Origin of the sequence: Paenibacillus sp. LPE1-1-1.1 (assembly GCF_040676435.1) — a bacterium.
Classification (GTDB): Bacteria; Bacillota; Bacilli; order Paenibacillales; family Paenibacillaceae; genus Pristimantibacillus.
The window spans coordinates 1616653-1628664 of the sequence record NZ_JBEGHY010000001.1 but is presented as its reverse complement, the minus strand read 5'-3'; the positions used below and the strand labels follow the sequence as shown (position 1 = coordinate 1628664).

11 protein-coding genes and 1 other annotated feature (1 of these 12 only partly in view) are annotated in these 12012 nt (G+C 52.0%); all 11 genes read left to right on the top strand.

Annotation, left to right across the window (positions count from 1 at the left end; translation table 11 throughout):
• The first annotated feature begins 37 nt into the window (after positions 1-37).
• The 11 genes from MRBLPE1_RS07075 (at position 38) to MRBLPE1_RS07025 (ending at position 11827) form a co-directional block, all read left to right on the top strand.
• The gene (locus MRBLPE1_RS07075; RefSeq protein WP_364143310.1) at positions 38-703 is read left to right on the top strand and encodes a YjgB family protein; all 666 of its coding nucleotides are present in this window, start codon (positions 38-40) and stop codon (positions 701-703) included.
• Between the two features lie 280 nt (positions 704-983).
• A complete protein-coding gene (gene speD / locus MRBLPE1_RS07070) occupies positions 984-1382 on the top strand; it encodes an adenosylmethionine decarboxylase (RefSeq protein WP_054027216.1) in 399 nt (132 codons plus the stop codon).
• Positions 1383-1581: 199 nt separating this feature from the next.
• Positions 1582-2964, top strand: a complete 1383-nt coding sequence (hemA, locus tag MRBLPE1_RS07065) for a glutamyl-tRNA reductase (RefSeq protein ID WP_364143306.1) — start codon at positions 1582-1584, stop codon at positions 2962-2964.
• A gap of 22 nt (positions 2965-2986) precedes the next feature.
• Positions 2987-3799, top strand: coding sequence for a cytochrome C assembly family protein (locus tag MRBLPE1_RS07060; RefSeq protein ID WP_364143304.1), 813 nt, complete (start codon positions 2987-2989; stop codon positions 3797-3799).
• Positions 3800-3835: 36 nt separating this feature from the next.
• Positions 3836-4480: a precorrin-2 dehydrogenase/sirohydrochlorin ferrochelatase family protein gene (locus MRBLPE1_RS07055; protein WP_364143301.1), complete on the top strand. Its 645-nt coding sequence runs from the start codon at positions 3836-3838 to the stop codon at positions 4478-4480.
• Positions 4480-5448, top strand: coding sequence for a hydroxymethylbilane synthase (hemC, locus tag MRBLPE1_RS07050; RefSeq protein ID WP_364143298.1), 969 nt, complete (start codon positions 4480-4482; stop codon positions 5446-5448). Before MRBLPE1_RS07055 ends, hemC begins: the two co-directional genes overlap by 1 nt.
• 5 nt (positions 5449-5453) lie before the next feature.
• The gene (gene cobA, locus MRBLPE1_RS07045) at positions 5454-7019 is read left to right on the top strand and encodes a uroporphyrinogen-III C-methyltransferase (RefSeq protein WP_364143296.1); all 1566 of its coding nucleotides are present in this window, start codon (positions 5454-5456) and stop codon (positions 7017-7019) included.
• A gap of 6 nt (positions 7020-7025) precedes the next feature.
• Positions 7026-8024: a porphobilinogen synthase gene (gene hemB, locus MRBLPE1_RS07040; protein WP_364144542.1), complete on the top strand. Its 999-nt coding sequence runs from the start codon at positions 7026-7028 to the stop codon at positions 8022-8024.
• A 3-nt stretch (positions 8025-8027) separates the two neighbouring features.
• Positions 8028-9329, top strand: coding sequence for a glutamate-1-semialdehyde 2,1-aminomutase (gene hemL, locus MRBLPE1_RS07035; protein ID WP_364143294.1), 1302 nt, complete (start codon positions 8028-8030; stop codon positions 9327-9329).
• 84 nt (positions 9330-9413) lie between these two features.
• Positions 9414-10418, top strand: coding sequence for an RluA family pseudouridine synthase (locus MRBLPE1_RS07030; protein WP_364143291.1), 1005 nt, complete (start codon positions 9414-9416; stop codon positions 10416-10418).
• An 89-nt stretch (positions 10419-10507) separates the two neighbouring features.
• Positions 10508-11827 (top strand): LysM peptidoglycan-binding domain-containing protein, encoded by a 1320-nt coding sequence (locus tag MRBLPE1_RS07025; protein ID WP_364143288.1) that lies wholly within the window; start codon positions 10508-10510, stop codon positions 11825-11827.
• A gap of 120 nt (positions 11828-11947) precedes the next feature.
• Positions 11948-12012, top strand: a binding site (T-box leader); it runs 176 nt beyond the window's last position.

Below are 12012 nucleotides of genomic sequence, written 5' to 3'. Positions count from 1 at the left end.
GAAACTATCTTAGATCCTCAAACAGGAGATGACCATTATGAATCAAACCAAACGCTTTAAACAGTTTGCAATCGGCATAACCTTTGCGATTGCATTATCCTTGACGGCATGCAGCGGAGAGGATGCGAATGTGGATCCAACGCCGCTGCCGGCAACGGAGATGCCGAGCGAGCAGCCGGATACGACGTCTCAGCCGAGCGCTGAGCCGTCCGGGAAGCCAGTCGAGCCTTCGGACAGCAATGATGGCAAAGACGAGACTGGCGTGTCTGAGACCGGCGTGCTGCTCGGATCGATTTACGACCTTGCGAAGGAAGGCAAGGTTCCCGGGAGCGAATATGCCGCCCATTTTTCTCTTTATGATGAAATCGAGAAAAAATGGGGCAAAGCCGATACCAATGAATCCGCCGGTAAGGGGATGTACGCAACTTACGCGGACAAAGGCATTACTTTTGGTTACAACAAAGGCATGGTCGTGTTTGATGTAAGGTCTTATGCAGACAGCCTTCATGCGATTACGTTGAAGGATCTGGAGATTGCCCTCGGCACGGCTGATGAACAGACGGTCAGCGGCTCGGATACCATTTATTCTTACGAGGTCAACGAACGGTTTCTGCTGAAATTCGCAATTCCCGTGTCGACGGGACAGGTGGACCATATTTCCGTATATAGCCCTGAAGATGCGAAAAATAATATGGCAGGGTAACAAAGGTCCCGTTGCGGGATAAGCTATTGCGTCATACATTGAAAACGGGGCTGGCGCGAAAAAGTAAATTCCGGTCTTTGAAAAAAAACTATTGCAATTATCGCGGATAGATGTTATTTTTATTCTCGTTGAAAACATTGTTGATGAAAATAATAGGAACCAGGATTCACTCAGGACATAGTTATGTTGCGAGAGATTAATCCCTCGAGAAGTGAATGACGTAGGTCCTAGCGGATGAAATTTTTCAAACATTTTATTCCTAGGAAGGGGGAACCGGAAGATGGAATACTCAACTTTCGGAAGACACGTTGCTGTTGATACTTGGGGTGTAGACTTTGATCTACTGAACAGCGCTGAATTTTTGCAATCACACATGGTAGAGGCTGCTGAAGCATGTGGTGCTACTGTATTGTCGGTTCAAGCAAAACAATTCGATCCTCAAGGCGCAACTGTGCTCGTGCTGCTGTCGGAGAGTCACCTCTCGATTCATACGTATCCAGAGAGAGGCTTTGCTGCGCTAGACTGTTATACCTGCGGTGAAACTGTAGATCCTCAGCTTGCGATCGACTACATGCTCGCTGTATTGAAGCCAAAGGCAACTTATGCGAAGAAGCTTGTACGCGGTATGGGCGAACTGCAAGTGGAAGAACCAAAGATGAAACAAACTGAGCTCGTATAGGAGCTTTAAAACTTATTACTCATAGCGAAATAACCATGGATGATATCCATGGTTATTTCTTTGCATGAATAGGGAATAATGAGTCTGTACTTTTCAAATATTATTCATAAATGAACATTATCTGAAGAACTAACTATGCTATAATAATCGATAACATCAATGGCTTATGAGCATAGGAGAAGGAGGCAGGTGACCGCGCATGCACATTATCGCAGTAGGACTGAATTATCGAACGGCTCCCGTAGAAGTAAGAGAACAATTTGCGTTCGCGGAAAGGGATTTGCCGGAGGCATTGATCCAGCTCATTCAGACACAAAGCATAATGGAATGTGTCATAGTAGCGACCTGCAATCGTACGGAGCTTTATGCGGTAGTAGACAGGCACCATCTATGCGGGCATTACATTCGCAGCTTTATGGAAAAATGGTTCAAGCTGCCAAGAGAGCATTTCACTAACCATTTATATATGTATGAGGACGAGAAGGCGATCGATCATTTGTTCCGGGTTACCAGCGGGCTTGATTCGATGGTCATTGGCGAAACGCAAATTTTGGGCCAAGTGAAAAACGCCTTCCTGCTCGCGCAGCAGCAGAAGACCACTGGCACTGTTTTTAATATGCTGTTTAAACAAGCCGTTACGTTAGCTAAGCGTGCCCATTCCGAAACGTCGATCGGCGAATCGGCGGTTTCCGTCAGCTATGCCGCAGTCGAGCTTGGCAAACGGATTTTTGGACAATTCAATAAAAAAACCGTCATGGTTATCGGCGCTGGCGAGACAGGCGAGCTTACCGCAAAGCATTTGTACGCGAACGGCGCGGACCGTGTCGTCGTCGTTAACCGGACGTATGAACGGGCGACTCAGCTGGCTGACAAGTTTAACGGTGTTGCCTGGTCCATGGAAGAAGCGGGAGAGAAACTGCATGAAGCGGATATTATTATCAGTTCGACAGGCTCGGATGGCTACGTGCTAACGCGCCAACAGGTTGCGTCTGCCATGCAGCGCAGAAAAGCGAAGCCGCTCTTTATGATCGATATCGCGGTTCCGCGCGATCTGGATCCGTCGATCGCAGCAGTCGAGAACGTCTTCCTGTACGATATCGACGATTTGGAAGGCATAGTGGAGAGCAACTTGGAGCATCGCCGTCAGGAGGCTGCCAAGATCGAAGCTATGATTGCGGAGGAAATGGAATTGTTTGAGCAGTGGTACAAAACGTTAGGCGTAGTTCCGCTTATCCGTTCGCTGCAAACCAAAGCTGCCGGCATTCATGAGGAGACGATGAACAGCTTGACGAACAAGCTGCCTGATCTTGGCGAGCATGAGCTGAAGGTCATCCGCAAGCTTACGAAGAGCATTGTGAACCAAATGATGCAGGACCCGATTTTGCGTATCAAAGAAATGGCCGGTGAGAAACGGGCGGACGAAGCGATGGACATGTTCGTTAAGCTGTTTGCACTGGAGGATGAGCTTGCTAAAACGCGTCAAGCGGAGCTTGAAGCGGCAACAGATACTGTCGCTGCAGCAAAAAAGAAAAATGTTCAACCCCATGCAGCTGCGGCGGTATTAGCACCTATTACAAGATAGAGGGCTGCAAGGTGGAGGAGCTATGGTGACGCAAAACTTTTTATATGATGCGATACTTTATATTTACGCCCTGAGCCTGCTGTTTTACTTCTCCGACTTTATGAATGCAAGTCGGAGAGCGAAACGGATGGGTACAGGGCTGCTTATTTTTGTTTGGGTATTACAGACTGGTTATTTAGTTTCCCGCATCGTGTCGCATTTGCAAATGACCGCCGTAACGGCATTCGAATATTGGTTAGGATTTTCATGGCTTTTAGTTACGATATCGTTAGTCATCAGCCGGTTTATCAAAATTGATTTTATCGTGTTTTTCGTTAATGTCGTCGGTTTTGCCGTGTTGGCGCTGAATCTTTACAGCAATCCCGGCAACGGCGAGTCACTGGGGGTTTGGAAGACAACAAGAGAGCTGTTATACATCCATATCAGTCTAGTGCTATGCGCTTACGCAGCATTGACGGTCGGAGCCTTGTTCGCTGGCATGTATTTGTTCTTGCACAATCAGTTGAAACGAAAGCGATGGACCAACTTTGTTCGCAGGCTGCCAAGTTTGGACATGATTGAACGCTACGGCGACCGGGCTGTCATAATCGGTGTTCCTTTGCTAGCCATGTCGCTTGCTATCGCAGTGACCTCATTGCTCGTCGAGGGACGGCCCGCTCTGCTGCTGGACTGGAAGGTGCTTTCATCCTTTGGGACTTTGATCGTATATATCATCTACGTGTATCAGAGAGCCATGCTGAAGCGGCCTGGACTCCAGCTGGCGCGGCTGTACATATTCTCGTTCGGATTGCTGCTCCTGAATTTATTTTCGAATTATTTTTCCTCATTCCATTAACGGACAATCGAACGAAGCATGGGAGGCAATGCTCCGATGAATGGTTTTTATCCGGTGTTTATGCAGCTTAGAGGCAGACGCTGCGTTGTTATCGGCGGCGGCGCCATCGCAGAGCGGAAGCTGCTTGGTCTGCTGGATGCCGGAGCAGATGACGTGTGGGTGATCAGCCCGTTGTTAACCCCAAAAATGGCAGACTTAGCGGCCGAGGGGAAGATTAACAGCTGCCAGAGAGAGTATGAGGAAGGCGACCTAAGCGGAGCGCGGCTGGTTTTTGCGGCAACAAATGATAAACGCGTAAACGCCGTTATCGCTGTCGCAGCGGAGCGGCTTGGCATTTTGGTCAATACGGCGGATGAGGCGGGCAACGGCTCGTTTATTTCCCCCTCGACCTTGCGAAGAGGGGATTTGCTGCTTTCTGTTACCGCTTCAGGAGCAAGCCCGGCTTTATCCCAGCGGATTAAGAAGGAGCTTGCGGCGCAATATGGCCCGGAATACGAAGAAATAACCGCGCAGCTCCGCCGCTTGCGCGAAGCGGTATTTAGCAGAGGCTTGGATGAGCGGCAGCGTCAGTCCGTACTGAAGCTCGCGGCTGAAGAAGGCATGCAGCATAAACGGTATAATATGGACATCGAGGAGTGGCTGCAGAGCCTGCTTCATCGGATAGACAGGGGGCTTACATAATGGATAATAATCAAGGAAAACGCGTCATCGTTGTAGGGACAAGGCAAAGCGCGCTCGCATTGACGCAGACCGGGCAAGTGATCGACGAGCTGAAAAGGATTAGCGAGAAGCATGGCTTTGATTACGCGTTCGAAGTGAAAAAGATCGTAACCAAAGGAGACCGGATCCTGGATGTCACGTTGTCCAAGGTTGGCGGGAAAGGCTTGTTTGTAAAGGAAATCGAACAAGCGCTTATGGACGGCGATATCGATTTGGCGGTTCATAGCATGAAAGACATGCCTTACGAGCTGCCGGAAGGATTAATGAACGGAGCGATTCCGAAGCGCGTTGATCCGAGAGACTGCCTGGTTACCCGCCATGGCGGCGGACTCGATGATCTGCCTCAAGGCGCGAGAGTCGGGACGAGCAGTCTTCGCCGTTCCTGCCAGCTCAAAAACGCGAGACCGGATCTGCAGTTGGAATCCATTCGCGGGAACATCGATTCCCGTATCCGTAAGCTGGAAACCGAAGGCTTCGATGCGGTCGTGCTTGCATCTGCGGGTCTAACGCGCATGGGCTGGCAGGACAGGATATCCGCTAATATCCCCGTAGACGTATGTTTGCCCGCTGTCGGGCAAGGCGCGCTTGGCATAGAATGCCGCGAGAACGACAAGCAGATCCGGGAGCTGCTTGCTTTATTCAACGATAAGGAAACCGAGCTTACCGTTCGCGCGGAACGCAGCTTCTTAGGGTCCCTGAACGGCGGCTGCCAGGTTCCGATTGGCGCATATTGCATCATGGGCGAAGAGGTTGAAGGCCAAAACGGCAAACGCAATCTGACGATGACAGGAATGGTCGGCTCGCCTGACGGAGCAACGCTGTTGAAGGAAGTCATGCAGGGGACTGATCCTGAGCAGCTGGGCAAGGATGTTGCAGCAGCACTCGTCGCACGCGGCGCGGACCGTATTTTAGCTGAAATTGGGGGATGACAAGCTTGGACAAGGGGAAGGTATACTTGGTTGGCGCTGGACCGGGAGATCCAAAGCTGATCACGGTTCGAGGACTGCAATGCCTGGAGGAATGCGACGTTGTCGTATATGACCGGTTAGCGAGCCCTAGATTGCTTCGTTATGTAAAGCCGGGGACGGAGCGGATCTATGTCGGAAAGCTGCCGGACCGCCATACGATGAAGCAGGTGGATATCAACCAGCTTCTTGTGGACCTGGCGCTGCAGGGCAAGATTGTCACGCGCCTCAAGGGCGGCGATCCAACGATATTCGGACGCGTCGGTGAAGAAGCTGAGCTGCTTTATGATAACGGAATCGAGTTTGAGATCGTACCCGGCATTACCTCTGCGATTGCCGTACCTGCTTATGCGGGCATTCCGGTCACGCACCGCGATTTTGCTTCATCGTTGTCTATTATTACGGGGCATGAGAGCCCGGACAAGCTTGATCGTTCCATACATTGGGATAAAGTTACGAATGCAACGGGAACGCTTATTTTCCTGATGGGCGTTGCCAAAATAGGATATATTGCCGATCAGCTGATGAAGCACGGCAAGCAGCCGCAAACGCCTGTTGCGCTTGTGCGCTGGGGTACGCGGGTTGAGCAGCGTACCATTGTGGGAACGCTAGAGACGATCGAGGAAATCGTTAAAGCGGCGAATTTTCAGCCTCCGGCCGTCATTGTCGTGGGCGAGGTTGTACTTCAACGCGAGAAGCTGAAATGGTACGAGAACAAGCCGTTATTCGGCCTGCGCTTGCTTGTGACGAGAGCTAGAGCGCAGGCGAGCGAGCTCGCGGACCAAATCGAAACGCTGGGCGGAGAACCCTGCGAGTTTCCCGTCATTGAGACGATCGAGCCTTCGGCACCGGAAGCGGTTGAAGCCCTTCGCGAGAAACTTGAGCTGGCAGAGCAATATCACTGGTTGATGTTCACCAGCGTAAATGGCGTAGAATATTTCTTTGGCTGGCTTCGTAAATTCCAAATCGATATCAGAAGGTTTTTTGGCGTCAAAATTGCGGCGGTAGGCCCTAAGACAGCGGCAGCGCTGGCAGCCCGCGGCTTGATTGCCGAGGAGCTTCCGATGAAGTTCCATGCGGAAGGATTGCTTGAGCAGCTTAGTCCGCAGCTCAAAGCGGGAGAGCGGGTACTGCTGCCGCGAGGCGATCTTGCCCGCGAAGTATTGCCGCGCGAGCTGAACGCCATGGGCCTTCTTGCGACCGAGATAGATGTATACGAAACGGTGCTTGCAGAGCAGCAGGATGAGCTCGCGCTCGAATGGATTCTTGAAAAAGAGATACATATGATCACATTCACGAGCTCTTCCACCGTAACCAATCTGCTTGAAGTATTGAGACGCAAAGGGATCACGGATCCGGTGGAGTTTCTTGCGGGAATACCGATTGCCAGCATGGGTCCCATCACGACCAAGACCGCAGTCGCGGCAGGACTAGAGGTAACCATTGAGCCTGAGGATGCGACGCTGGACGGCCTGCTTCAGGCGATCGTGGATTATCAGCAAAAACAACTTGCCATGACGGTAAGGGAGGAATAATAAATGATGAGTTTTCCGACAGTAAGAAACCGCAGGCTGCGCAAAACCGCCGCACTTCGAAACCTTGTAAGGGAAACGGTGCTGAGCGTAAATGATTTTATTTATCCGATTTTCGTTACGCATGGCCATAATATTAAAGAAGAAATTCCATCGATGCCGGGCGTCTATCATCTTTCGATGGATCTTTTGGAGCAAGAGATCCGCGATGTCGTTGAGGCAGGCATCCAATCCGTGCTGCTGTTTGGCCTTCCCGAGCACAAGGATGCTCTTGGCACCTCGGCATATGCTTCGGACGGCATTGTACAACAGGCTATCCGCGCGGTGAAAGCGTGGGCGCCGGAGCTAGTGGTCGTAGCGGATACCTGCTTATGCCAATTTACCGATCACGGCCACTGCGGCATCGTTCATTTGCATGAGGAATCAGGGATAGCCGAGGTGGATAACGACTCTTCCTTGGATTTGCTTGTCCAGACTGCAGTGTCGCAAGCGGAAGCCGGCGCGGATATTATCGCGCCTTCGAATATGATGGACGGCTTCGTGCTTGCGATTCGCCAAGGACTTGACGATGCAGGCTTCAGCGATGTTCCGATCATGTCATATTCGGTAAAATTCGCATCGGCTTACTATGGTCCTTTCCGGGACGCCGCCCATTCCGCGCCGCAATTCGGCGACCGCAAAACGTATCAAATGGATCCGGCGAACGTACGCGAGGCGCTCCGTGAAGCGGAGACGGATATCGCAGAGGGCGCAGACATGCTTATGGTAAAGCCCGCACTTTCCTATTTGGATATTTTGAGACTGCTGAAGGATAAATACAATTTGCCGGTTGTCGCTTATAACGTTAGCGCTGAGTATTCGATGGTGAAGGCTGCGGCCGCAAATGGCTGGATTGACGAGAAATCGATCGTCTTGGAAACCCTGCTCGGCATGAAACGCGCCGGCGCCGACCTCATCATCACGTATCATGCAAAGGATGCGGCACGCTGGTTAAAGGGAGAGGTGTAAGCAATGAGTGAAAAGTCGAACCTTAGAAATGACGAGCGGTCGGTTGCTGCTTTCGCAAGAGCGAAGAAGGTGATTCCCGGCGGCGTGAACAGCCCCGTCAGAGCTTTCAAATCGGTTGGTTTAAACCCGGTCTACATGGAGCGGGGGCAAGGGAGCCGCATCTATGATATCGATGGCAACAGCTACATTGACTATGTGGCTTCATGGGGACCGCTCATTATGGGTCATGCCCACCCGGAGGTAGTCGATGCCATTAAACGGACGGCCGAGAAAGGGACAAGCTTCGGCGCCCCTACCGAGCTGGAAACGGTAATGGCCGAGCTCGTTTGCGAGCGCGTACCTTCGGTGGATATTGTCCGCATGGTTAACTCGGGAACGGAAGCGACCATGAGCGCGTTAAGGCTCGCGCGCGGTTACACGAAGCGCAGCAAAATTTTGAAATTCGAAGGCTCTTATCACGGTCATGCGGACAGCTTGCTGATCAAAGCAGGCTCAGGTGTTGCGACGCTTGGACTGCCAGACAGCCCGGGTGTCCCTGAACACGTTGCTTCACATACGATTACGGTCCCTTACAACGATATTGAATCGGTAAAGCTCGCCTTCGAGAAGTTTGGCGAAGAAATTGCCTGCGTTATCGTTGAGCCGGTTGCCGGCAATATGGGCGTCGTTCCGCCATTGCCTGGTTTTCTGGAGGGCTTGCGGGATGTAACGTCAAAGTACGGCAGCGTTCTTATTTTTGACGAAGTCATGACAGGTTTCCGCGTGGGCTACAGCTGCGCGCAGGGACTGTATGACATCAAGCCGGATCTCACCTGCTTCGGCAAAGTAATCGGCGGCGGATTGCCCGTCGGCGCATACGGCGGCAAGCGTGAGCTGATGGAGCTGATCGCGCCTAGCGGTCCTATTTATCAAGCGGGTACATTATCCGGTAATCCGCTCGCGATGGCAGCCGGCTATGCGACGCTGAGCCTGCTTACGCCTAAAGTTTATGAGCAGCTGGAACGTCAAGCGGTGAGACTGCAGCTTGGTTTTGAAGCGAATGCGCGCAAACACGGCATCCCGAACACGATCAATCGCGTCGGCTCAATGGTATGCCCGTTCTTCACGGATTCGACCGTTATTAACTTTGAATCGGCGAAAACGTCCGACCTCGAGAGATTCAAGGCCTATTTTGCCTCGATGCTCGATTTGGGTGTAAGCGTGGCTCCTTCCCAGTTTGAAGGCATGTTTGTCTCCGCGGTTCACACGGATGAAGATATTGATGCTACGATCGAAGCGCATGATATCGCATTTGGCCGTCTGTAAGACGAACCGCGTTAACCGTTAGGGATAAGGCTCGTAATAGAAGCGGAGCATCCGCCGCAGTATTTACGTTTGGGAGGAAATGACATGCTTGATGGTCATATGAAGAGGAACGGACAATGGCTGGAGCTTGACTTGACAGCTTTGCCGGCCATTTCCGCCTCTGCAGCCATGGATCCCATTTCGGAAAAGGAACCGGCAGCTTTGCCGGAGCTTGCGCAGCCGCGGGCTGGCAGCCATCCGCATTTAGTGCGGCAGTGGCTGCTGGCCCGTTCCTTTTTTCCGCAGAAGTGGATTAATCGTTTATTTTCGATCGGGGGCATTCAGTGGAACGGCGACATGCTTCAGCTGCTCGCATTCCCATCGGTCGATCCGCGCATAGACGCTGCATACCGAAATATTCGCCCGCACGCGCAGGCGGAAATGCCGCCCGTGCTTTATGAAGATGATTTCTGCATCGTGCTCGACAAGCCGGCCGGAATGGCCGTGCACGGATCGGCTCCGGGCCAAAGCGGTACCTTGGATGAGGCGGCTGCAAGGCATCTTCTCAGCCAAGGCGATCCGCAAAATGCACGGCATATCCATCGGCTGGACGATGATACGTCCGGTCCTGTTTTGTACGCCAAAAATGACCTGGCCCAGTGGAAGCTTGACGAGGCGATGAGAGCAAAGGCTGTCGATAGGCATTATATCGCCGTGGTGCAGGGGCAGTTGTCCAAGGCAGCAGGCACGATTGATGCGCCGATTGGGAAGGATCGCCACCATCGCGCAAGACGGCGGGTTTCCGAGAACGGGGATCAAGCAATCAGCCATTACGAGGTAGTTGCTTCAAATGCCCGGATGTCGCTCATACGAGTAAAACTGGAGACCGGACGCACGCATCAAATACGGGTCCATCTCAGCCATATCGGCCATCCGCTGGTCGGTGACGGTTTGTACGGAGGCGATACCCGGCTGCTGAACCATCAGGCGCTGCATGGGGAGAAGCTGGTTTTTCCGCATCCTTTGACGGATTTGCATAAGGAAGTTGTTTCTCCTTGGCCGCAGTGGCTGGCAGAGCTTTCAGAAAAGATACATTATCGTTCAAAATGATAGTCATGCTCCTGCCCATCCTACCATATAGATAAGTAGTGAATGTAACGTTAGACCAAGCATTCAGTATGAGAGGGGAGGACTGAGGCGTGTCGGATCAAACGAACGGATTACGCTTTGACGTGTATGAGCGCGTCCATTTGCCCGATGATGTTGCGGCAATTGACGAGCTGGAGGAAATTGAGCTTGTTCCCCGTATTCAGGTGATCGACCAGGGGGATCATGCCGTCCTTAGAGGGCAGCTTCTTCTGAGCGGAGTATATAGGAGTCAAAATGATTCCGAAAACTCGTTGACGCTGGAGCATTGGATTCCGGTCGAAATTACGCTGCCGATGAACCGTATATCACGACTGGACGATATTTCGATTGAAATCGATAATTTTGACGTCGACCTATTGTCCGCTCGCACCTTGAACATTACGGGCGTTTTATCCCTGCGCGGGATTTCTGCCCAGCCGGTTCAAGAACAGGAAGAAATATGGCGGGAAGAACCGTTCACAGTCGTACATCAGAGGGAAGTATTTGACGAGAGCCCATCGGAGTTTATATTTAATCAGAATGCCGCTAACGAACAGCCGTACATAGCGGAAGAGAATCCATTTGCTGCGCAAGAGGAAATTCCATACCAGCAGCAGCCGGAACTGTCGGATGAGCCGGAAGCCACCGTGACGATTTCGTCCATAGCATCCGAATCAGGCTGGTCGTCGTCCCAGTTGTTCGCAGCCCCTGAGCAGCAGCCGGAAGAAGAGGAAGCTGAACGAGCTGCCGAGCGGGAAATCACTTTAGCCTCGCAGCAAACCAGCCATGATGGCTGGCTTGCAACGTCCTCGACGTTTGCGGAGGCCGCTCAGGATGCGGAGGCCGCTCAGGATGCGGAGCAAGAGCAGGACGAAACCGAAGCCTCCGCATCGCAGGCAGCGTTTGAGCAGGAGCGGCAGGAGCTTGAGTTGGAAGCGACCGAGCCTCCTCCATCGCCTTTTGCGGATGCATCGCCGCTTCAGAGGCCGGAGCCTGAACCGGAAAAACAAGAGCTGCGGATTGCTTTTTCAGGGAAGCAGCCTCAAGACGGAACAGGCTTGCCTGCCGATGTCGGCATACTCACGCTGCTCCAAACGAGCAGGCGCGAGCAGGCGGTCCGCGAGGCTGCCGAGCAGGTAATCGCTCAGCAGCGGGCTGATGAGCAAGCGCGGGTTCAAGCATCGGGTGACGAGATTGAATGGAAAAACTTATTTCTTGGCAAACGCTCCGAGGATACGGAATTCCGAAAAATCAGAATGTGTATCGTTCAGCGGGATGAGACACTGGAAGTCATCGCCTCGCGATACAGCTTAAATCCGAGAGAAATTCAAATTTATAACCGTTTGGATGATTCTGGCGTGTCGGAAGGACAGCTATTATACATTCCATAAAGGTTAAGATTGGCGAAAATGCCCTTATTGCTCAAAAAGTTGAGCGATAGGGGCATTTCTTGCGTGTGTTTGGTTGACTCAGCCGTGTAACAAAGGTATGATTAAAGATATATATGCGTTATAACGACGTTGAAGGGGAATAGTATGCAGCAAAGCCTTCAGAGAGTGGAACCGTTACGCTGAGA